The organism is Paraburkholderia sp. BL10I2N1, from assembly GCF_004361815.1.
Taxonomy (GTDB): domain Bacteria; phylum Pseudomonadota; class Gammaproteobacteria; order Burkholderiales; family Burkholderiaceae; genus Paraburkholderia.
The window spans coordinates 2,511,906-2,533,000 of sequence record NZ_SNWA01000002.1 but is presented as its reverse complement, the minus strand read 5'-3'; the positions used below and the strand labels follow the sequence as shown (position 1 = coordinate 2,533,000).

The window sequence follows — 21,095 nt, the reverse complement described above, 5'->3', positions numbered from 1 at the left end:
GACGACGCCGGAAGGACTACCCGCGCTGCAGATTAGGACCCGATCGCGGGCGGGTCTTCGCTTTACCCCACGTTGTCACGGCTGCATCGCCGCTGCCGGCGCTTGCTGATGCTTCGCCCACCGGTCGGCGATCGCGCAGGCAATCAGCACCCCGCCCGTCACGAAGAAGACCCAGCGCATGCCGAAATGCACGCCGATCGCCCCGCCGAGGAGCGGACCAATTACCTGCCCCGCATACTGCGCGGACTGAAGATAGCCGAGCATTTTTCCGGACTGTCTTTCGTCGACCGAATGACGTACAAGCTTGGCAATGGACGGCAACAAACCGGCGAGTGTCATGCCCATCAAACCTCGCAGCACGGCGAGTTGCCACCACTCGGTAACGAACGCCTGCGGGATCATCACGAGCCCAGTCGCGATGAGGCAGCCGATAATGACGTTCCAGCCTCCTATGCGATCCGCGAGTGCGCCAAGCCGTGCGGCCATCAACATGCTGCCGAATGCAGAACAGGCCATCACGATCCCCGCAACTGTAGCCAGCCTGTCATGACTCACACCAAGCTGGCCGATGTATACGGTAATGATCGGTTCGATAGACATGTTTGCAAGCAAGACCATCATCGCCGTCACGAGTAACGCGGCCATCGTCGCATAGTTCTGGCGCTGCCCCGCAACGGCAGTCTTGACGGCTTTCGTTTCGCGCGCAGGAGGCTTGCTGAAGTCTTCGCGGACCAATGTAATCGTCAGGATTGCAGCCACCGAAATCATGCCACCCGCTGCGAAGAACGCACCACGAATCCCAATCAGGTTCGGCAAAAAGCCACCAACCAGTGGACCGACCAGGTTGCCTGCGAGCACGCCGGTCGACAGCACACCCAGCGCCCAACCCGAGCGCTCTTTCGGAGCCTGAGTGCCGATCATCACAATCGCCGCAGACGCATAGCCCCCCACGAGACCGGCGGCGAAGCGGAGCGCCACCAGTTCGTAGACGTTGTGCGCAAGGCCAATAGTCGACATGACAACCGCCATTCCCACCGCCGCCCTGATCAACATCGGCTTGCGGCCATACCTGTCTGCAAGCTGCCCCCAGATCGGCGCAGTAACCGCCGTGCCGAGAAACGTGACGCCGAATGCGACGCCTGACCACTGCACGACCGCCGAGGTTGATGTCACCCCCAGTTGCTGAACGTAAAGCGGAAGGAACGGCAGCAGCATGCTCAGGCTGACCAGCGTCGTGAACGACCCGAACACGCAGATCACCAGGTTTCTACGCCAGTACCGAGCATTGCGCTCGGCATATGTGCCCCGCTCGGCGGATTGAGCCGCTCGCGGGCGCGTACTTGCAGGATTATCGGTTGAGTAGAGCCGATCCATCAGTTACCTCGCTGAATGAGGGGTGAATGCAAGATCTGCCTGCTGCGCGCAATTGTCCTTTCGAATGAAGCAACTGGACACGACACAACAAGACACCTGTCATTGACAGGCGAAACCACGCTTCGATGGCAGCAGACGCTGCCCCCCGATGTTCAGATCAAGTAACGTAATGATGGCGGACTCAGATACGTAAGTTGCTGCGATCTGCTTCGCCCTGACTGTTAACTCATCGCGTGGAAATGAGCTTATCAACATTTCACGACAGCACGCGCGGTTTGTGATGATGGGGGTATCGCCCAGATTGATAGCCCACGAACGCTATCGTCTCGACGCGGAATGTTCCGGCTGCGCCCGGATCGCCCGGAAAGCGATGGTGCATGCGGGTCGGACGCGTGGATTTCCGCTTTGCTTTTGCCGGGCGACCAGACGTTCCGGTAGTCCGCTTCTCCTCATTTGATACTCCGCGTAAAAACACATTTTCTCTGGAAGTTGTGTGCAAACGCGATTATCGAAGCCCGTATTGAATGGTCTCCCATTACTGCCAAAACATATCCGACCATGCAGCGCGCAAACGATCATTCCCGTTCGTGGACGGCCTTGACGAGGTTGTTGCGGAGCATCACGATCGCCCTCTGTATTTTGGGGAACTCTTCGGGCGTCAAGCCGCAAGCCGCCACGATGTTCATGTCCAGACCTTTTTCGCGCAGGCGCCTGCCGCTCCTGGTCAGACTGACCAGTACCTGGCGTTCGTCCTCAGGATCGCGCTGCCTATGCACATAACCCATCGCTTCAAGCTTCTTGAGGATCGGCGTGAGCGTGTTGGATTCGAGAAACAGCTTTTCGCCCAGGCTGCCGACGGTCTGATTGTCCTCCTCCCATAGCGAGATGATCGTGATGTACTGCGTATAGGTAAGGCCCAGCTCATCGAGAATCGGCTTATAGGCTTTGCCAAAGGCCAGATTCGCCGAGTAAACGGCGAAACACAGGAAATCGGAGAGCTTCAGGTCCGTGGGGTCTTCCAGATCGGTAGATTTCATTTGCGTCCTCGTCAGTACAAAGATGATGCGTCGTGAAAACCGCATTATATATCGGATGCGATTTAGTCGGAAGTGCTCGATATTTACCGTCGTGGCTGGCAACGAAAGGCGCAATCGATGAAGGCGGTCTTGCCCGCACAGGACGATACCGACGGGCAGATTCGAGGTTGCGAAGACGACGCAGGCTGCGAACCACTCGCGCGAGCTGCGCCGATTGCGCCGGGCAGCTTCGAGTGGCCCGCCTCTCATGTCCGACGCTGTGCTCAATCCCAAATTCCGGGGCGTGCACGCCGACGACAACCAATTCCTGGTCCCTCCTTGTTCCTGCGGGGAAGTCCAGTTGTTCCACCAATATCGCATACGATGTTATCGCATACGATTGACATTAACCGGCGAACGGATCATGATTTAGCTCACCCGCTTTAATCGCATGCGATCTATGTGCGACCACACACTCCCGACAAGGAAGCCATCATGATCCAGCTCGAAAAAGTACTGTACACAGGCAAGACTCACACCACCTCGGGTGGCCGCGACGGCACGTCCCGTAGCTCGGACGGCCGCCTGGACATCAAGCTGTCGTCTCCAGGAACGGCAGGCCCCGGCACCAATCCAGAACAACTGTTTGCGGCTGGCTGGTCAGCCTGTTTCATCGGTGCGATGGGACTTGCGGCGGCGAGGATGAAAGTCGTACTTCCGGTTGACCTGGCCGTTGATACCGAAATCGACCTCCGCACAGCAGAGGGTGCTTACTTTCTCAAGGCCCGGCTCGATGTCAGCCTGCCGGGTATGAAGCACGACGTGGCACAGGCATTGGTGGACGCAGCGCACGACACGTGCCCGTATTCCAAAGCTACGCGGGGCAACATCGACGTCACCATCAACATCGTCCAGGCCTGATCTGCCACGGAGCTGGGTAGCCGGCTCTCCTATTTGATTCAATATTGCCTAACTGGATTTCCACCATGAAGACCAAACTTATCGCCGCATTGCTCGTCGTAGCCTCCGCATCAATCGCCACGCCGGTTCTTGCAAGTGGCTACGGCCCAGCGCCTTTCTATAGGCCCTCGACCACCGTCGTTAATTCCCCACAGGATCAAAACACGGAAGCCAGCGCGGCCGAACGCAACGCCAGTGTTGATGCGCAGCGTGCATACGGCGGCATGACTGCCAGTTCCTCGCAATCGGGGAGTCGTGAGGGTTTCTCCGTCCAAGGTGGTCCCTTTGCCCACCACTGATTGCGTTTGAAACGTCATCGCGTGGTGTCGCAGTGCGCGATGCGATGACTCCATCGTCGAGACGCTGAAAATGCTTCCCGATCAAAACGCCTCGTCCAGGAGCAGGAAGGGGATCTTCCTTTGGCAAGGAACCATCCCCGCCCCATATTCGCTCAGTAGCTGTCAATTTCGATGACAAGGAAACAGCCTGGTTGCAAGAGCCCATACAGGCACGGGTTCGCTTCGTGACTGTCAGCGACCCGCCTCGATCCCGTTCGCTAGTTCGGCCAGGGTGTGGAAGTGATAGTCAGGTTTCGTAATGGCCGATTCGATGGTGCCGCCCGATCCCTTCTGCGCATGACGGCGCTCGATCCAGCATGTGGCAATTCCCAACCGCATCGAAATTCCAATATCGTGATACTGGCTTTGTGCCACATGCAGGTTATCTGCCTGCGTATAGCCCCATTTCTCCTCAAAGCGACCACGCGCATAAGCGAAGTAGCGCGCGTCGGGCTTCTCGCATAGGGCATTGTCGCAGCTCAACTCCAGGTCGAACGGCTGCTCCAGGGTCGCAGCGAAATGCCTGAGCGCCCAGGTTTGCGCATTGGTCATGGTGACCAGCCTGAAATGCTTGCGCAGACGCTTGAGCGCCTCGACCGAGTCTGAAAATGCCGGCCATTCGACCACGGAATCGCGAAAGCCCTGTGCAATCGCGTCGCTGTCCGGCAAGCCCAAAACAGGTGCGATGACATGCCAGCAGCGCACCAGGTCGTCCGGATACGCGATGGTATCTCCGCTTTTGCGAGCCTGACGGTAGGCGGCGAGGAAGTCTTCGTCGGAGACCCTGGCGCCTTTAGCGACCGCATGCAGATAATTGAGCATGCCGCGCTCAAAGTCGATCAGCGTCCCGACGACGTCAAAAGTGAGAACCTTGAAATCGGTGAGTTTCATGTTTCCGGATCCTTTGCCTGTCTTGCCGAATATCTTCAATAGAGACCGCTTTCGCGGACAGATCAAACATCGTGAGAATTTGCCGCAGTATTGCCGGCTTCGGCACACCAGCCATAACAGAAGAAGGGCCACGGCGGCCCTCGTCGTGGCGCAACCGGTTCTCTCGGCAATATCGCAAAACCCTGCGTTAAAAGGAATATACGAGCCGATTCTTTTGATGGCAATTCCCGAATTGTTTGATCAGACATAACATGGTGTTATGCCAATCCTGCGCAGAACTTCGCGAGCGACCGCGTCATTCGACTTCGAAACCTGGTGCGTGCGCAGCGGGATCAGGGCGACGCGGTTGAACGGCGCAGTGCCGGGATACTCGCACCGGCGCCGGGGTAGTCTTGAATGATCTCGATGGCGACGCGGTAGATGACATGGCCAATAGCCCGGAAATCAAGGCGGTCCTGTTCGACGTCATCGGGACGGTGGTCGACTGGCGCAGCGGAGCCGCACGAGAGCGGCGTCCGTTCCTCAGCCGCCATGCTTTGGCCATCGCAGGCATGGGACTTCGCAGCGACCGACTTGAACGACCTCGCTACGCAGTTGGAGTCCCACTTAGTCATTCGGCCTGCGGACGATTGAGCCTGCTGTGCCCTCCAGTCCCACATCGACTCGCCCATGCTACGCGGCGGCCATAACGGGACCCAGCTGGGAGCGTGCGACTTCGACGAAAGCCTCCATCGCACTCGACACATAAGCGTCGTGTCTGCGGATGAAAAGTGTCTCCACGTGCGCCTTTTCCGGTGCTATGTCATGAATGGCGACAAGGTCCTGGGCGGCAGCAGTCGCTACCACGCCTCTGGGCAACAACGTCACACCGATTCCCGCGGCCACGCACGCGATAATCGCGTCCATCGAACCGAATTCCAGCGGCGTTTTGACAAGGATGCCCATTTCCGCCAGCAACGCCTCGAGCCTCTGGCGATACGAACATCCGAGACGGAACACGATCGTTTTGAGATCCTGGACTGATCTGAGCGCTTCGAGCGAACGCATCGTTCGCGGCGTGACGAGGACCAGTTCCTCCTGGAAAATCGATTCGATGTGAAGATCGGGATGATCCAGCGGGCCGGCAATGAACGCGCCGTCGAGGCGACATTCGGCAACATCCTGCGTCAGGCTGCAGCTCGTGCCGGTCGTCAGCGAGAGTCTGACCTGCGGATACATTCTCGCGAAGTTGCTCAGGATTGGCGAAAGACGAAGGGCGGCAGTGGTCTCGAGCGTCCCAAGTACAAGGGTCCCGTTAGGTGGACCCTCATCCAGGGCCGCCATTTTCGCGTCTGAAACGAGCTTTGCAATGCGGGCGGCGTACGGAAGCATCCGTTGACCCGCAGGTGTCATGCTGACCCCGCGCACGTGGCGCTGAAACAGCGCCACGCCCACTTCCCGCTCTAGAGAACGTATCCGCGCGGTGACGTTCGACTGGACCGTGTGTAGCTCTGTCGCTGCCCGATTCATACTTCCATGCCGGGCAACGGCCTCAAACACCTTGAGGTCGGCAATGTCCATCCTTTGCACCTCTATCAACTGAACATAACCCGCACAAAGCCACGTTACCCGACAAAGCTGCCTTCATCGCCGCGCGATACTCGAAACCTTCGACTTATCGCGCCACTTCGCCAGGACCGCCAGCAACTCCTCTGAGGACAGCGCGCGTTGCGGGGGCACACGATGCGCTTGCGGATTGCGACTCTCCAGCGCCATCAACGACACTCGAACGGGAAGCTCTCCGGATCAAATCGTCTGTGCTTCACGATCGCGCCGTAACCGTTGAATGTGAGACCCATCCTACACCAAAGCCGGACTAAGCATACGCATGAAACAATGCTAAAAGCCTCGTGGCAGTTGGCAAAAGACTCTTTCCGCTGCGTCACAAATCAGGCTCGACGCAGTGGTTCCTGGCTCGTCGTCGACCGGATATTCACTCACCGTCAACAGCCGGGCGCGTCAGTTCCCGACCGGCCCGACATACGGGCCGCCCTCGATCGAACCATGAGTCCTGCCCCGGTCGATGTCCGCCTGCTTGCTGCGGTCCAGAATCGACACGACCCAGCACGTGACGAAAGCAAGCGGCATCGTCACGATGGTCGGCGGGTCGATCGAAAACAGCGCCACGGAATGACCCAGCACGTGAACCCACACGGCCGGACCCGCAACCGTCAGCACGACGGCCGAGACGAGGCCAAGCGTGCCGCCGACCACAGCCCCCATCGTGGTCAGCCTCTTCGAATACAAGGCCAGCAAGAGGACAGGGAACGTCGAACTACATGTGACCGAGAACGTCAGACCGATCATGTACGCGACGTTCATGCCCTGGAACGCGATACCCAACGCAACAGCGACAACGCCGAGCACGAGCGTCGAGACACGTGACACCCTCACTTCACTCTTCTCATCGACGCGGTTCTTGCGAAACACGCAGGCATACAGATCGTGCGATACAGCCGAAGAGCCCGCGAGTGTCAGACCGGACACCACGGCGAGAATCGTCGCAAACGCCACTGCCGATATGAAGCCCAGCAACGCACTACCACCCACGGCTTGTGCGAGATGGATTGCAACCATATTGCCGCCACCCAAAGGCTTACCCGCTGCGTCGAGGAAATCCGGATTCGACGCAACCAGTGCGATCGATCCGAAGCCGATGACGAACACGAGCGCGAAGAAGAGGTTCATGAACACACTTGCCCAGAACACCGAGGCGCGTGCGGTCCGCGCATTGGGTACCGTGAAGAAGCGCATCAGGATGTGAGGCAACCCTGACGTGCCGAACATAAGCGCCAGACCCAGCGAGAAACCCGACACTGGATCTTTCATCAGGAATTGGGGGCTGAGAATGGCCGCGCCTTTCGGATGGATGGAGACAGCACGTCGAAGCAACCCGGAAAAGCTGAAGTCAAACGCCTGCAGGATGAGAAAGCTCATCACCAGGCCACCCAGCAGCAATAGTGTCGCCTTGACAATCTGCACCCACGTTGTCGCGACCATCCCGCCAAACACCACATAAAGCATCATCAGAATTCCGACCAGGAACTCAGCGTAGATGTAATCGAGCCCAAACAGCAACTTGATCAACTGGCCCGCGCCCACCATCTGCGCGATCAGATAGAGTGAAACAATGCACAACGAGGCACAAGCCGAGAAGATCCTTATCGGGGTCTCGCCAAGCCTTGCCGAAACCGCGTCTGCAAACGTGTATTTGCCGAGCTTGCGCAACCTCGTAGCGAGCAGGAACACGACGATCGGCATGCCCGTTGAGTATCCCACCGCGTACACCAGACCATCGAAACCACTGCTGTACGCGAGCGCCGTGAGCCCAAGAAACGCCCCCGCCGACATAAAATCGCCCGCGATCGCCAGTCCGTTCTGAAGACCCGTTATTTCTCCTCCTGCCGCGTAGAAATCGTCGGTCGACTTTGTGTGCCTCGCAGCCCACCAGGTGATACAGAGAGTCGCCAGAACGAATATGAGGAAGAAGGTAATGGCGACGGGATTAATACCGCCGCTCACGCCGTTACCACCGCCAGCGGCAAAACACCGGCCGCTTGAGACGCACGCAGCCACGGCAAGCGCGCATGACGCGCCAGTCCAGATGAGCTTCATATTGAACAACCCAGGAAATTGAACGTTGAACTGCCGACTGAAAACGAAAGAAGCTTTGCGCTTACGCCTCGTTTTTGTTTTCTGCCAAAACATAAAGTCCGGTAAGCAGCACGCTGACGATCAGAATCACTATGCCGTATGCGAACGCTACTGTGATCTCCGCCCCGCTTGAAATGGGAGCGGCCAATGTTGCCGGCGACGCCACCGCAATCGCGATGAAGCCGAAGAACATGAACACTTCCATGACAGTCAGTATTAAGGCGAGTCCAACTCTCTCGCGACCACTAGTTGCGAGGCTCTCCAAACCATGTACTCCGTTCATCGCATCACCCAGAAAGGATATTGGATTGCAAATGTCCGGCTCTTTTGTTTTTATTTCGTGGAAACCGGGCAGGACGGGACAAAATAGTTATTGATGATTGTGCGAGGGGCGAGCAATGCGCCCCACGTCACTCACCGGGCAGATTGCCCCGGTGCAAACCAGTTACCCGACGTGGGACGGGTCAGCCAGCTATTGGAAAGCACGCAGTCAACCCGCGCCCTTCTTCCTGAAATCTTCGCCGTTGATACGGCTCGAGACGCTAATATTTTCAGCCGGATGTTCGTGCAGGATCACGTTGATGATCTTCGGATCCGAGCCGATCGAATCATGCGTGACCTGAATGATGTCTCTGATGAGTTGAGTACGACGCTCCTGCGTCAGACCGGCTTTGATGTGGCATTCAATAAAAGGCATGGTTATCTCCCGGCATTCCCTATTTCAGACGATTGATCAGGTCTTTGTCGTTCCCGGCACCTTCGACATATTCAGGAAGATGCTCGCCGTGTTCGACGAAATTGATCCCGCGCCCTTCGCGAATCACAAAAAAAATGTCGTCTTTCGTTTCTCCCGTCGCTTCGCTGATCACACGCAGCAGACCAGCCGCAAGCTGCCTCTTCTGCTCGTCCGTTCTACCAAATCGCATATCACAAGAAATAAGGGCCATTTGCTTCTCCTAAGCGCTTGCATGGTTACTGAATTCCCGGGTGTTTCGCCGGGAACATTGGTACTGGACTCACCTTCGTCATGAGTTGCATCAACTCGGCAATCGAGTGCTCATCCAATCTGGAGACCAGATCGACGATCTGACCTCGAAGCTCTTCATCGGCGTATTGCTCGCTCAGCCAATGGAATTTCTCCACTGTGCGATCCCAACTCAGCGGATTGTCGAGGCCACCCTCAAAGCCGGTGTGCTCAGCAGAGAACACGCGACCGTCTTTGCATCTGATGGTCACTCTTGTGTTCAAGGCGCCTGGATACTGGGCGGTAAATTCCGGGTCGGGGCGCACGGTCACTCGATTCAGCAGTGCCTGCGCATCGGGGGCCTGCACTCGCGCGGGCTCCAGTTGGGCCGGTCCGACCTGGTCGTCGAGCAAGGCGGCCGCGATGAGGTATTTGAGGTTGTAGTCCGCCTGCTCTTTGGTTTGCGGATGGTCCTTCGGGCCAAAGCCTCCGCCGCCGGCGATATCGAATCCCGTCTGGAAGATGTCACACAGCACTTCCTCGACATCATCGCTTTTCACGTTGTTCTTGCGCTTGAGTGCAAGCGTGGCTTCAAGAACAGGCTGACCATGAATCAGCGAGCAGTACTTCTTCATCACGGTCTGATAGATCACTTCCAGACGCTGATCTTCCCAGTCAACGTCGACAGCTTGATCGAACATCCGTACGAGGCCGTTGGGCCCTTCGAACAGGCGCAGTGGGCCGGTGAAACCGCGCTTCGCAAGCGACGCCGAATACACAGCGCGCATTCCCGTGATGCCCGGCGAAAAGCCTTTCCATTGCGAAACCGGCTCCGAGTGAACACAGCTCAACGAGATGTTATCCACCGTGGCGATAGCGATCGCATGAGCGAGTTGATTCGCGTCGAGGCCGAACAGCTTGCCTGATCCGGCCGCCGCAGAAATCGCCAGTTGAATGGCGTGATTGAAGCCCTTTGCCATCACGGGGACGACCGCCGTTATACGGCTCTGTATTTCGTACGCTACCGCGAGCGCAAGCATGAAGTCCTCGCCGCTTGCGGACGCGTGCTCGGCCGCCGCCAGGATTGCGCCGAAATTATCGCTCGGGTGGCAAAGTCCACCCGGAGACATGTAGCTATCCAACAGATCGACGTAACGAACCAGGGCTGAGTTGTACAGGGCCGCCTGGTCGGGCGATGTCGTTCCGCCACCGATCAGCGAGCAGGAACCCGAGCTACGGTACTCGTCGGACTGCTCTCGCAGCGCCTTGAACGGGGTGCCAGGCAGCGCCGCAATCGCGCAGCCAAGACTGTCGAGTATATTGCGCTTGAATAGCTTGCGAGCCTGCGGTGTCAGGTGACTCGCTCGTGCGTTCGAAGCGAACGTTCCAATGCGCTGAACAGTGGTTAATGCAGTCATTTTCGACAATTGTCTCTCTAGGATTGGAGGATCACGGCGAATGTGAGTCTGACCTTGCGACAATGCTTGATGCCGCCGACTCCACGTTCGCACCGTTCAAAATGAAGTTCAAGCGAAGGTATTGCATAGGCCTATCACAATCGTAGATAGCCCTTCAGAAGCCTTGATTCAAGGCTCCCGGCGTGCGCGACTGCGTCGCCAATCCAGCATGGCGGCGATCGTCTCTTCGCGACGACCTGGGACAATCCGGATAGAGGACCCGGCAGAGAGGTGGCCGGTCTCGACCACGCTCAAATAGACGCCGGCGTATCCGCTTAGCAGCATGTGCCTGACTGCCCTTTTGTAGCCCATAACCGCATTGAGTTTGAAACAGGGATTGCGCGGCGCCTCGACGCGAAGCACGACTCCGTCAATCTCAATGCGATCGCCAATCCACAACGATTCCTCAAGCAGACCGCTTGTCGTGATGTTCTCGCCCAGCGCGCCGAACGTCAGCGGCAGATCGGCTCCTGCCGCGTCGGCTTCGCGACGCCTCTGCTGCCACCAGTCGTAGTGCTCCACGGGATACATATAGACGGCCCTGTTGAGGCCGCCATGGACACTCAGGTCTGCCTGCTCGTCGCCGACCAGACCGAGGCGTCGGACTTCGACACTGGCTGGATTGTCGATCGCACTCACGGGCCCTACCGCTAAGCGGATCCTCCGACGCCCGCTGGAAGGAACGCCGGACCGTACGACGTTCAGGCCACCGCTTTGAACCCACGCTGGTCGCCTGCAGCCGCATCACCGAGAATCTCGCGCATTTCCCTGACGATGTTGCCGACAATGGTTCTAGCCGGGAGAACGTCATGGACAAGTCCCGCCGATTCTCCAGCGATGACCGCGGCGGTGTCGAAATCACCGTTGGCGCGAGCCTCGAGATAGCGCGGCGTCTCAAGCTGCAACTGCTGAAGCAGATCGCGCTCGCGACCAACCCATTTATCGGAAAACTGATTGCGAAGCACGCGTCCTGTGAACGGCGCTGGCCAGACGTTGTTGCGCGCCATGTCAAACAGAATGCCGCGAATCGTCTCTTCGCCACCCTTGCACTGAACGATGCGCCGCTTCGCATCCGCGTGTCCGATCGCCTCTTCGCTGGCATAAAAACGCGTCCCGACAACGACGCCTGAAGCACCCAGCGCAAGCGATGCCGCAAAGCCACGTCCGTCGGCAATTCCGCCCGCTGCAACGACGGGCACCTTGTCCCCGACTGCATCGACGACCGTCGGCACCAGAGAAATGGTCCCGCATGCAACCCCGTGACCACCACCCTCCGCGCCTTGCGCCACGATGATGTCCGCGCCATATGCCACGGCTTCCCGCGCCATCGCGGCGGTCTGAACCTGGCAGATCGACAGAATTCCCGCCGCTTTAACCTTCTTGATGTGCTTGCTCGCGTCGCCAAACGAGAACATCACCGCTACCGGCGAATGCTCGATACATACATCGATCAGATGAGGCTGGCGGGAAAGGCTCCATGTAATGAAGCCAACCCCAATCCGCACCCCCTGCGCCGCGGCGAACTGTTCGCGCAGCCATGCTTCGTCACCGTAGCCGCCACCAATGATGCCGAGGCCACCCGCCTCAGTCACGGCTGCGGCGAGCTTTCCTCCCGCCACGAGGTCCATCGGTGCAAGCAGCACGGGGTGATTGACGCCTAGTTTCTTCGAGAGCGTTTCATAATTCTCAAACATCACTGTCTCCTGTTTTTCGGCGCGCCATTGCCACGTCGACACATCTACTCCGGAAGGAATCCCCATGAATTCACGTGAACACATGAGCGAAAGCACGACGGATTGATTCTTTACACGCTTGCCAAACCACTCCGTGACCGGGCTGGCGGTCGCCTTGCCCCAACTGCAGTGGCGGCGAAGTGTGCGTTGTGTGTGCGGTTTCTGTGTCGTCAATATAGGTCCATCGAATCGAGCATTTGAAACGATTTGTTTTGATAGCAGCGATCGTTTCGCCAGATACCTACGACCGTTGGTCAGCCGCGGGGATGCGTGCAGTTCCGCACACCATTTTTCCGCACCCGGCCCAAAGTTCGGCGCTAGAATCGATCAAAGGAATCTGTGAGGGAGGAGATCGAATTCATGGACCTGCGCGATCTGAAGGTTTTTGCGGCAGTGGCAGAAGCAGGTGTGGTGACACGCGCAGCGACGCAACTGAATACGGTGCAGTCGAATGTCACGGCGAGACTTCGTGCGCTCGAACAGGAACTGGGTGTTCCGCTCTTTGTCAGGCACAGCCGCGGCATGTCGCTCACTGCGGCCGGCATGCATCTGCAGCCCTATGCGATAAGGATTCTCGCGTTGGTCGATGAGGCGAAGAACGCCGTTTGCGACAACGGCGAGCCCAAAGGCGTACTCCGTTTGGGATCGATGGAAACGACGGCCGCAGTCCGAATGCCCTCGTTGTTGATCAGTTTCACTAAACGTTTTTCGTTGATCGATGTCAATTTTTATACTGGAACGACAGGGGAACTGGTGCGGGATGTTCTTGACCGCAAGCTCGACGGCGCCTTTGTAGCAGGCCCTGTTGCGCACCGTGATCTGGAGTCAGCGGTCGCGTTCGAAGAAGAACTCGCCATTGCGACGTCGAATCGCGTGAGATCTCTGGACGATCTTATTGCGTCCTCTGAAGAGCTGCGCATCCTTGTCTTTCGCCAGGGTTGTATTTACCGACGACGGCTCGAAGCGCTTCTGGGCAAGCGCGGTGTGGCAAACATGAAGATCCTGGAGTTCGGCACGCTGGAAGGTATTTTGGGCTGCGTCTCCGCGGGCCTCGGTATAACGCTGCTACCCACGTCGGTGGTGAAACCCGGCGCCGGCCTCGCCTGCCACGCGTTGACCACCGACGAGGCACGTATCGAAACCGTCTTCATTTCTCGCGCCGGCAGCCACGCCCATTCCCCGGTCGCGCACTTCCGGCGACACGTCGAGGAGCGCACTGCCGCGCTTCATGCAATCGCCGCCAGGCCCTGCAGGCTCGTGGCCATAACGTGAGGCGCAGCGCCCCACACGAATCCGCTACAGGTGCTTAAACCGGTGTGAGAAACGCAGTCTTGCCCTTGAAATCAGGACGCCAAAAGCGGGAAAGGCGCCACGCGAGATGACTCGCGCAGCGCCTGGCGGCGTATGACCGGCGTCTGGTCGACTTACCTGGCGGTTGGCATGGCGAATTCAGCGCCCTTTTCGGTACTTTCCGACCAACGCTGCATGATCGACTTCTGCTTCGTATAGAAGCGAACACCTTCTTCACCGTACGCATGCGTGTCGCCGAACAGGCTGCGCTTCCAGCCACCGAAGCCATGCCAGGCCATCGGCACCGGAATTGGCACGTTGATACCGACCATACCCACTTCGATTCGACGACCGAATTCACGCGCAATATGACCGTCGCGCGTATAGCACGCGACACCGTTGCCGAACTCGTGCGCATTGATCAGATCGACAGCTTCGGTGAAATCCCTGACGCGAACGCAGGCGAGAACCGGCCCGAAGATCTCTTCCTTGTAGATGCGCATATCTGGCGTCACGTTGTCGAACAGCGTGCCTCCGGTGAAGAACCCGTCCTCATGCCCCTTGACCTTCAGACCTCGACCGTCCACCACCAGTGTCGCACCCTCATCGACGCCCGCGGCGATGTACCCCTCGATACGCTCGAGAGCCTGCCGGGTGACGATGGGCCCCATTTCCGCATCGGGTTCCATGCCGTTCTTCACGACCAGGTTGCGAGCGCGTTCGGCCAGTCGCGGAATGATCCTGTCGGCGACGTCGCCGACAAGCACTGCAACCGAGATCGCCATGCAGCGTTCTCCGGCGGAGCCATATCCGGCGCCCACGAGTGCATCGACAGCCTGGTCGAGGTCCGCGTCCGGCATGACGACCATATGGTTTTTCGCGCCGCCGAGTGCCTGCACGCGCTTGCCATTCTTTGCGCCGGTCTCGTAAATATAGTTGGCAATCGGCGTCGAACCCACGAAGCTGACCGCCTTGACGTCCGGATGGGCGAGGAGCGCGTCGACGACGACCTTGTCGCCCTGAACCACATTGAAAACGCCATCAGGCAGGCCCGCTTCCTTGAGCAGCTTCGCCATGAACAACGAAGCGGACGGGTCACGTTCGCTCGGCTTCAGGATGAACGCGTTGCCGGCGGCGATCGCAACGGGGAACATCCAGCACGGCACCATGCAAGGAAAGTTGAATGGCGTGATACCCGCTACGACACCCAATGCCTGACGAACCGTCCAGTTGTCCATCCCGGTAGAAACCTGCTCGGTATAGTCACCCTTCAGCAATTGCGGAATGCCACAAGCGAATTCGATCACATCGATGCCGCGCGCAACTTCACCTTGCGCGTCGGAAAATACCTTCCCATGTTCGGCCGTAATGATCGCGGCAAGTTCGTCGCGGTGTCTGTTCATCAGTTCGAGGAATCGCAACATCACGCGCGCACGACGAATCGGCGGCGTATTGCTCCAATTCGGGAAGGCGGCCTTCGCACTGGCCACCGCCGCGTCGATGTCGCCTGCCTCGCCTAGCAAGAGCTTGCGAGGACGCTCACCCGTTGCGGGGTTAAAGATGGGCTGGGTACGCGTACCCGAGCCACGGACAGGTTCACCATGAATGAAATGGGTCACATCGGCAGTATCGTTAAACGCTTGCATGTCGATTCCTCTACATTGATTGGCGATATGGCGAAGTGTATGGAGCTCCTTCGAGTATGCAAAGGCGTTAAACTTAAAATCATTGTTTTCATTGGCGAACAATAGGCACATGGATACGCAAAAGGTCGAAGGTCTCTGGACGCACCTGCACTGGTTGACGGTGCTTGCAGAACAGGGGAGCTATACCGCCGCCGCAGCTCGCCTCGGCGTAAGCAAGGCGGCGATGAGCCAGCGCATCGCCGAGCTCGAGCGCGTCGCCGGCGTCACGCTAGTGCAACGCACCACGCGTAGCGTGCGGTTCACCGAAGCCGGACAGCGGCTCGTTGAAAGCACGCGCGGGGAATACGAGCACATTGCGACGAGCTTCGCCACGGTGAGAGAGATGGCGGGCGTCGCACGCGGGTTGATCCGTGTAACGGCGCCGGTTGCATTTGTCCGGCAGCAACTGGTGCCGAAAATGTCGGCATTTCTGCGAGCGAATCCTGAAGTCCGCGTGCAACTCGAAGTGTCCGACCGACTTAGCTCGATTGCTACCGAGGGATTCGATCTGGCGATCAGGCACAGCGCGCAAGCACCCGAAACGCATGTCGCATGGAAGCTTTGCGAAACGCACTCGGTGATCGTCGCGACGCGCGCATACCTCAAGCGACGAGGCACTCCGGAGTCGCCAGCGGATCTGTCGTCTCACGATTGCCTGTTCTACCCTCGCGCTTTAGGCCCGGGGATCTGGTCTTTTGAACGAAAGACAACGCGCAAGCCGGATACCGGACCGGTCACGGTCACGGTGAACGGGCCGCTTTCAGCCAACAACAGTGAGGCCTTGCGAGACGCGGCGCTCGATGACCTGGGTATCGCACTCCTGCCTGATTTTACCGCGCAGACAGCGATTCGATCCGGCAAACTGCAGGTCCTTTTGCCGGATTGGCGTCCGGTCGGCGCCTTTGCCGGGCAACTCTATGTCGTGCGCCCCTACACACCCCACGTGCCGCGTGCGGTAGCACTGTTCGTCACGTATCTTCGCGAAACGTTCGCTGACGGGTTTTCGGTTCAGTAACCGGGCATTCGGCAAAGCGATGAATCATGCAATGATCGACCCCTGCCCTCAGAACCGCAGCAACCGCCTACCGCCGCGCCAAACAACAAAATATTTGAGCGTCAGGACGCTTGCCGCGAATACGCGTTGTTATAATTCTTTCATCTCATGACTCTATTCTAACGTTCGGGCGCCCGTTCTCTGGCGCCCCGTACGCCCCGCCAGATGGCAAAAATTGATCGCTTGCGCCTTCTTGCCGATACCTTGAAAACGCAAGGTGTCCTGCATCTGCGCGATGCTGCTACCTTGCTCCAGGTCTCCGAGATGACCGTGCGCCGCGACATTGCCGCAACGCCCGGTCAGTTCACCTATCTGGGCGGCTACATCGTCAGCGCCAACGACGTGCCCAACGCCGCGGGCTACACCATCGAACATGAAAAAGACCACTTTGCGCAGGCAAAGGCGGAAGCGTCCGCTATCGCGTCGAGTCTGCTCGCGAACGACGAGACCATTTTCATCGACTGTGGGACAACGCTCGTCACACTCGCACGTCTGATCCCCGCCGACATGCACCTGACGGTGGTGTGCTATTCGTTGAACGTCGCGGAAGTTTTGCGGCGCAAACCGAACGTACGGATGATATTGCTGGGCGGGGTGTATATGCCGTCGTCGGATTCGTTTGCGAACGAAGACAGCGTCGAGACGTTGCGGCGAATGGGAATCAACAAGGCCTTTCTATCGGCCGGCGGCGTTGACGAGGCGCGTGGCGTGACCTGCTGGAATTTTCACGAAGTGGCTATCAAACAGGCGGCGATGGCAAGCGCCGTCGAACGTCATCTGGTGGTCGATCAGAGCAAACTCGGCAAGGTCAAGGCGGTGCGGTTTTCGCAACTCGATGAGTTCGATTCGATCGTGACCGAACTGGGGCAAACGGTGCGAAAGCGCCAGCCGGATTGAATCTCTAACCACGTTGCGGCCGCCAGCCGCAACGCGGTTCGTATCTTGCTGTCAGCCCCTCCGCCCGAGCGCGAACAACGTCCCGGCAACGAGAATGAAGGCGCCGATAATTGCCTTTTGCCAGGTACTCGGCACGCCAATCAAGATCAGCACGCTGTTGATCAGCGTCACGAGCGCAACGCCGAGCAACGTGCCCATCACGGTCCCCGTGCCGCCGGTTATGCGCGCGCCGCCTAGAATCACGGCAGCAATCACATCGAGTTCGGTGCCGACCAGATCGAAGGGATTCGCGAGCCGGTTCGTCGATACATGCAGAATGCCAGCCACGCCCGCGAGCATGCCCGTATAGCCGAATACGAACAGCTGGATCGCGCGCGCGTTGTAGCCAAGCCGCTCCGCAATCGGCAAACTGCCGCCGATCGCATACACGCCGCGGCCCATCATCGTGCGGTTGAGCAGCCACCACGTCAGCAACGCGGTCACGACCAATGCAATGACCGACACCGGCAGCACGGCGCGAAGCCCGTCGGCAGTCGTGTAGAAGAACAACGGCAACTGGCCGAACCGGTCCATGCTATGCGGAATGTTCATGAAGAACTGCGTGCCGACGAAGGTCAGCAATACGCCGCGAAACAGGTACTGGGTGCCGATCGTGACGATCAGCGAAGGCGCCTTGAGCCGGTGCACCAGCATCCCGTTCACGACGCCGAGCGCCGTGCCACCCACTGCACCGGCAAGCAGGATCAGCGCGAACGGCGCATCGGGCCACCACGCGAAGACGGCCTTCGTCAGCGAATACATCGTCAGCGCGGCAATCGCGGTGAAGGACACGTCGATGCCGCCCGAAGCGAGCACCACGAGCGTACCCATCGCGAAGATCGACATCGTGGTCGCCGAATGCAGCAGGTCGAACAGCGTCGCGTACTGGAAGAAGCGCGGATTGATCGCCCCGACAATCAGACACGTCAGCACGATCAGCGCGACGGTGAACCATTCGGGATTGCGCATCAGACGCGTGCGCATGTCGAGCTTGCGCACGCTCGGCGCGATGGCCTCCACTGCGGCTGCCGTCTCGGGATGCGGAGCGGATTGAAGGGATTCGTTCATGAGATTGCTGTTCACGTGGGTCAGGCGGCCTCGGAAAGAAGTGCGTGATACAGACCGGCCTCGTCGAGTTCATCGGCGCGATATTCGGCGGCGACGCGACCTTTCTTCATCATCAGAATGCGGTCGCAGTTCTGTAGCAGTTCGGGCAGGTCGTCGCTAATCAGAATGATGCCGATACCCTGCTCCGACAAACGCTGCATGATGCGATAAATGATGTCCTTCGATCCGACGTCGACGCCTACCGTTGGTCCGTGCAGAATCAGGACGCGCGGATCGATTGCAAGCCAGCGGCCAATCAGCACGCGCTGCTGGTTGCCGCCGGACAGCGACTGAACGGCCTTGTCGACGTCGGGCGTTGCGATCTGCAGATCCCTGACCGTGCGCTCAGCCAGTTCCTGCGCGCGGCGCCGGTCGATCTGCGCGAAGCGGTCGCGCAATGTCGAGATCATTGCGGTAATGACGTTGTCGCGGATCGGCTTGTCGAGAAACAGGCCTTCGTTGAGGCGATCCTCGGGTACATAGCCAATCCGCTGCGCCTTCGCATCGGACGGCGTGCGCAGCCGGACGAGGTCGCCGTCGAGCGTCACGGTGCCGGCATCCGCGGGACTCACGCCCGCCAGCGCGCGCGCCAGTTCATTGCGGCCCGAATCGAGCAGGCCGGTCACGCCGAGAATCTCGCCGCGATACAGGGAAAACGACACATCGGCAAACTGGTTGCGGCGGCCAAGCGCCTTGACATCGAGTATCACGTCATGCGCATCGGCACCGGCGACCTGGCGATACCGCTCGGTCGACAGATGCTTGCCCGTCATCAGTTCGCTGATCTGTGCTTTCGTGAAGTTGGCGATCGGGCCTTGGGCCATCTTCTGGCCGTCGCGCAACACGATCACCTCGCCGCCGATCGTAAAGCACTCGTCGAGCTTGTGGCTCACGAACAGCACGGCGACACCCTCCGCACGCAGCTTCGCGAGCACCGCGATCAGGTTATCGACTTCCTTTTGCGTCAGCGACGTAGTGGGCTCATCCATGATCACGAAGCGCGCCTCGCTTGCGATCGCTCGCGCGATCGCGACCAGCTGGCGTGTCGCGAGCGGCAACTGTTCGATCAATGTGCGCTGAAACTCGGCGTCGCCGGACAAACCGACGGCCTCGAGCGCGCGGGCCGCGGTCTTCGCGAGCACCTTGCGATCGAAGGTCCGTGTGAGCCGGCCGTTGTGCGCGGCGAGTTCAACTGTCAAACCGATGTTCTCCGCGACGCTCATGTTGGGTAGCAGCGACAGGTCCTGATAGACCGTCTCGACGCCCGCGGCCAGCGCCTCCAAAGGCGACAGGCGCGCGTGCCGCGTGCCTTCGATCACGAGTTCGCCCTGGTCGGGCGGCTGCGCACCCGAGATGATCTTGATCAGCGTGCTCTTGCCGCAACCGTTCTCGCCGAGCAGATGGTAGATCTGCCCGCGCTCGAACTGCAGACTCACGCCACGCAGCGCATACACGCCGGTGAAGTGCTTATGAATATCGACGACTTCGAGAAGCGGTGCCTGACTCATGTTCACCTGCAACGTTGAAGGCGGCGCGCGCCGGTACGGCGCACGCCGCCGCACATCAGAACGGATACTGCTTGTAGTTCGTCTTGTCGACGTCGACCCAGCCCGCTCCGCGCACGATGATGCCCTTGCCCGGTCCCTTGCTGACGGTCACCTTGTTATAGCCGACGATGCCGAGGTCCGCGCCGTCCTCCACCGTTTTGCCGGCCACCAGCATCTGCGCGACCTTGTTCATCGCGATGCCGGCGAGCTTCGGATCCCAGAACGCGATGCCGTTGACTGCACCGCTTTCAAGGAACTTGCCAGCCTCGGTCGGCAGGCCCGTGCCGTACACGCAGATCTTGCCGACCTTGCCCGCTTCTTCGACCGCGCGGCCAATGCCGATCACATCAAGCGACGACGAGCCCTGGAAGCCGTTCAGGTCCGGATGCTTGCGCAACACTTCTTTCGCGACCTTGTACGCCTGTTCGCCGTCGTTGTTGGTTTCGAGCTTCGGCTCGACGAGGTCCATCTTCGGGTACTTCTGCTTTGCATTGCCGATGCCGCCATCGGCCCACTGCACCTGCGAACGGCTGCCGAGCGAACCCACCAGTACCGCCCACTTGCCCTGCTGCCCCATGCATTTCGCCAGACGTTCGTTCAGACCCGCGCCGTATGCGGTGTTGTCGAACGCTTCGATGTCGACCATCGTGTTCTTCTCGTTGTCCGCCTCATGCGTGACGACCTTGATGCCACGATCCATCGCTTTTTTCAACGCGGGTTCCAGCGTGGGCGGGTCGAACGGCACGACCGCGATCGCCGTGACCTTCTTCGCGATCAGGTCCTCGACGATCTTCAGTTGCTGCGCGGCGTCGGCGCGGCCGGGACCTGTCTGATACACGTTAATGTTCGGATTGTCCTTGCCGAACTCCTTGACGCCTTCGTCCATCCGGTTGAACCAGTTGATGCCGGTCACCTTGACGACCGTGACGATCGTCTCGTCAGTCGCGGCTTGCGCCGTGAGGATCGCGCCCGCCGCGAGAGCGGCGCCTGCGACAGCGATAGCAAGTCGATTCAGTTTCATGCGATGTCTCCTGTATGGTTCGAATGTGC

At 59.1% G+C, this 21,095-nt stretch carries 20 protein-coding genes and 1 pseudogene; 6 read left to right on the top strand and 15 right to left on the bottom strand.

From position 1 onward, the window contains the following. Positions 1–75: 75 nt before the first annotated feature. Entirely contained in the window at positions 76–1,374 is a 1,299-nt protein-coding gene (locus B0G77_RS33690; protein WP_133666130.1) for an MFS transporter, read from the bottom strand. Positions 1,375–1,949: 575 nt separating this feature from the next. Next, positions 1,950–2,411, bottom strand: a complete 462-nt coding sequence (locus tag B0G77_RS33685; protein ID WP_133666993.1) for a MarR family transcriptional regulator — start codon at positions 2,409–2,411, stop codon at positions 1,950–1,952. Positions 2,412–2,885: 474 nt separating this feature from the next. Between B0G77_RS33685 and B0G77_RS33680 the strand changes: the two genes are divergently transcribed. Continuing rightward, positions 2,886–3,311, top strand: coding sequence for an organic hydroperoxide resistance protein (locus B0G77_RS33680; RefSeq protein WP_133666129.1), 426 nt, complete (start codon positions 2,886–2,888; stop codon positions 3,309–3,311). Positions 3,312–3,376: 65 nt separating this feature from the next. Then, positions 3,377–3,649 (top strand): hypothetical protein, encoded by a 273-nt coding sequence (locus B0G77_RS33675; protein ID WP_133666128.1) that lies wholly within the window; start codon positions 3,377–3,379, stop codon positions 3,647–3,649. 231 nt (positions 3,650–3,880) lie between these two features. Here the strand turns inward: B0G77_RS33675 and B0G77_RS33670 are convergent, their stop codons facing one another. After that, positions 3,881–4,579, bottom strand: coding sequence for an HAD-IA family hydrolase (locus B0G77_RS33670; RefSeq protein ID WP_133666127.1), 699 nt, complete (start codon positions 4,577–4,579; stop codon positions 3,881–3,883). 425 nt (positions 4,580–5,004) lie between these two features. On the opposite strand from B0G77_RS33670, the pseudogene B0G77_RS44830 reads away from it, so the two are divergent. Continuing rightward, positions 5,005–5,115 (top strand): annotated as a pseudogene (locus B0G77_RS44830) (haloacid dehalogenase type II); the annotation flags it as partial. A 136-nt stretch (positions 5,116–5,251) separates the two neighbouring features. On the opposite strand, the gene B0G77_RS33660 reads toward B0G77_RS44830, so the two are convergent. The 8 genes from B0G77_RS33660 to B0G77_RS33625 all read right to left on the bottom strand — a co-directional run bounded on the left by B0G77_RS33660 (position 5,252) and on the right by B0G77_RS33625 (position 12,387). Continuing rightward, positions 5,252–6,139 carry a LysR family transcriptional regulator gene (locus B0G77_RS33660; RefSeq protein WP_133666126.1) on the bottom strand — a complete coding sequence of 296 codons (888 nt, stop codon included), beginning with the start codon at positions 6,137–6,139 and terminating at the stop codon, positions 5,252–5,254. A 438-nt stretch (positions 6,140–6,577) separates the two neighbouring features. After that, a complete protein-coding gene (gene actP, locus B0G77_RS33655) occupies positions 6,578–8,233 on the bottom strand; it encodes a cation/acetate symporter ActP (RefSeq protein WP_133666125.1) in 1,656 nt (551 codons plus the stop codon). A 61-nt stretch (positions 8,234–8,294) separates the two neighbouring features. Further along, positions 8,295–8,555, bottom strand: a complete 261-nt coding sequence (locus B0G77_RS33650; RefSeq protein WP_133666124.1) for a DUF485 domain-containing protein — start codon at positions 8,553–8,555, stop codon at positions 8,295–8,297. A gap of 207 nt (positions 8,556–8,762) precedes the next feature. Further along, a complete protein-coding gene (locus B0G77_RS33645; protein ID WP_133666123.1) occupies positions 8,763–8,969 on the bottom strand; it encodes a tautomerase family protein in 207 nt (68 codons plus the stop codon). A 19-nt stretch (positions 8,970–8,988) separates the two neighbouring features. Next, positions 8,989–9,219: a tautomerase family protein gene (locus tag B0G77_RS33640; RefSeq protein WP_133666122.1), complete on the bottom strand. Its 231-nt coding sequence runs from the start codon at positions 9,217–9,219 to the stop codon at positions 8,989–8,991. Between the two features lie 25 nt (positions 9,220–9,244). Further along, the gene (locus tag B0G77_RS33635; RefSeq protein ID WP_133666992.1) at positions 9,245–10,654 is read right to left on the bottom strand and encodes an MmgE/PrpD family protein; all 1,410 of its coding nucleotides are present in this window, start codon (positions 10,652–10,654) and stop codon (positions 9,245–9,247) included. A gap of 168 nt (positions 10,655–10,822) precedes the next feature. Next, positions 10,823–11,332 carry an MOSC domain-containing protein gene (locus B0G77_RS33630; RefSeq protein ID WP_243751323.1) on the bottom strand — a complete coding sequence of 170 codons (510 nt, stop codon included), beginning with the start codon at positions 11,330–11,332 and terminating at the stop codon, positions 10,823–10,825. A gap of 62 nt (positions 11,333–11,394) precedes the next feature. Then, positions 11,395–12,387 (bottom strand): nitronate monooxygenase, encoded by a 993-nt coding sequence (locus tag B0G77_RS33625; protein ID WP_133666121.1) that lies wholly within the window; start codon positions 12,385–12,387, stop codon positions 11,395–11,397. Positions 12,388–12,786: 399 nt separating this feature from the next. Here B0G77_RS33625 and B0G77_RS33620 point away from each other — a divergent pair, with 399 nt between their 5' ends. Further along, positions 12,787–13,698: a LysR family transcriptional regulator gene (locus B0G77_RS33620; protein WP_133666120.1), complete on the top strand. Its 912-nt coding sequence runs from the start codon at positions 12,787–12,789 to the stop codon at positions 13,696–13,698. A gap of 152 nt (positions 13,699–13,850) precedes the next feature. Here B0G77_RS33620 and B0G77_RS33615 read toward each other — a convergent pair whose 3' ends face one another. Then, positions 13,851–15,362 (bottom strand): CoA-acylating methylmalonate-semialdehyde dehydrogenase, encoded by a 1,512-nt coding sequence (locus B0G77_RS33615; RefSeq protein WP_133666119.1) that lies wholly within the window; start codon positions 15,360–15,362, stop codon positions 13,851–13,853. 109 nt (positions 15,363–15,471) lie between these two features. On the opposite strand from B0G77_RS33615, the gene B0G77_RS33610 reads away from it, so the two are divergent. Beyond that, positions 15,472–16,416, top strand: coding sequence for a LysR family transcriptional regulator (locus tag B0G77_RS33610; protein WP_133666118.1), 945 nt, complete (start codon positions 15,472–15,474; stop codon positions 16,414–16,416). Positions 16,417–16,620: 204 nt separating this feature from the next. Continuing rightward, positions 16,621–17,352, top strand: coding sequence for a DeoR/GlpR family DNA-binding transcription regulator (locus tag B0G77_RS33605; protein ID WP_133666117.1), 732 nt, complete (start codon positions 16,621–16,623; stop codon positions 17,350–17,352). 51 nt (positions 17,353–17,403) lie between these two features. Here B0G77_RS33605 and B0G77_RS33600 read toward each other — a convergent pair whose 3' ends face one another. From B0G77_RS33600 to B0G77_RS33590, 3 genes are read right to left on the bottom strand one after another with little or no spacing between them, the layout of a single operon-like run. Further along, positions 17,404–18,459, bottom strand: a complete 1,056-nt coding sequence (locus B0G77_RS33600; RefSeq protein WP_133666116.1) for an ABC transporter permease — start codon at positions 18,457–18,459, stop codon at positions 17,404–17,406. 20 nt (positions 18,460–18,479) lie between these two features. Further along, positions 18,480–20,006: a sugar ABC transporter ATP-binding protein gene (locus B0G77_RS33595; RefSeq protein ID WP_208116533.1), complete on the bottom strand. Its 1,527-nt coding sequence runs from the start codon at positions 20,004–20,006 to the stop codon at positions 18,480–18,482. Between the two features lie 55 nt (positions 20,007–20,061). Continuing rightward, positions 20,062–21,066 (bottom strand): substrate-binding domain-containing protein, encoded by a 1,005-nt coding sequence (locus B0G77_RS33590; protein WP_133666115.1) that lies wholly within the window; start codon positions 21,064–21,066, stop codon positions 20,062–20,064. Between the last annotated feature and the right edge of the window lie 29 nt (positions 21,067–21,095).

Coding starts and splice junctions, on each gene's coding strand:
- B0G77_RS33690 (WP_133666130.1), bottom strand. CDS start 1,374: ATGGATCGGCTCTACTCAACCGATAATCCTGCAAGTACGCGCCCGCGA.
- B0G77_RS33685 (WP_133666993.1), bottom strand. CDS start 2,411: ATGAAATCTACCGATCTGGAAGACCCCACGGACCTGAAGCTCTCCGAT.
- B0G77_RS33680 (WP_133666129.1), top strand. CDS start 2,886: ATGATCCAGCTCGAAAAAGTACTGTACACAGGCAAGACTCACACCACC.
- B0G77_RS33675 (WP_133666128.1), top strand. CDS start 3,377: ATGAAGACCAAACTTATCGCCGCATTGCTCGTCGTAGCCTCCGCATCA.
- B0G77_RS33670 (WP_133666127.1), bottom strand. CDS start 4,579: ATGAAACTCACCGATTTCAAGGTTCTCACTTTTGACGTCGTCGGGACG.
- B0G77_RS33660 (WP_133666126.1), bottom strand. CDS start 6,139: ATGGACATTGCCGACCTCAAGGTGTTTGAGGCCGTTGCCCGGCATGGA.
- actP (WP_133666125.1), bottom strand. CDS start 8,233: ATGAAGCTCATCTGGACTGGCGCGTCATGCGCGCTTGCCGTGGCTGCG.
- B0G77_RS33650 (WP_133666124.1), bottom strand. CDS start 8,555: ATGAACGGAGTACATGGTTTGGAGAGCCTCGCAACTAGTGGTCGCGAG.
- B0G77_RS33645 (WP_133666123.1), bottom strand. CDS start 8,969: ATGCCTTTTATTGAATGCCACATCAAAGCCGGTCTGACGCAGGAGCGT.
- B0G77_RS33640 (WP_133666122.1), bottom strand. CDS start 9,219: ATGGCCCTTATTTCTTGTGATATGCGATTTGGTAGAACGGACGAGCAG.
- B0G77_RS33635 (WP_133666992.1), bottom strand. CDS start 10,654: ATGACTGCATTAACCACTGTTCAGCGCATTGGAACGTTCGCTTCGAAC.
- B0G77_RS33625 (WP_133666121.1), bottom strand. CDS start 12,387: ATGTTTGAGAATTATGAAACGCTCTCGAAGAAACTAGGCGTCAATCAC.
- B0G77_RS33620 (WP_133666120.1), top strand. CDS start 12,787: ATGGACCTGCGCGATCTGAAGGTTTTTGCGGCAGTGGCAGAAGCAGGT.
- B0G77_RS33615 (WP_133666119.1), bottom strand. CDS start 15,362: ATGCAAGCGTTTAACGATACTGCCGATGTGACCCATTTCATTCATGGT.
- B0G77_RS33610 (WP_133666118.1), top strand. CDS start 15,472: ATGGATACGCAAAAGGTCGAAGGTCTCTGGACGCACCTGCACTGGTTG.
- B0G77_RS33605 (WP_133666117.1), top strand. CDS start 16,621: ATGGCAAAAATTGATCGCTTGCGCCTTCTTGCCGATACCTTGAAAACG.
- B0G77_RS33600 (WP_133666116.1), bottom strand. CDS start 18,459: ATGAACGAATCCCTTCAATCCGCTCCGCATCCCGAGACGGCAGCCGCA.
- B0G77_RS33595 (WP_208116533.1), bottom strand. CDS start 20,006: ATGAGTCAGGCACCGCTTCTCGAAGTCGTCGATATTCATAAGCACTTC.
- B0G77_RS33590 (WP_133666115.1), bottom strand. CDS start 21,066: ATGAAACTGAATCGACTTGCTATCGCTGTCGCAGGCGCCGCTCTCGCG.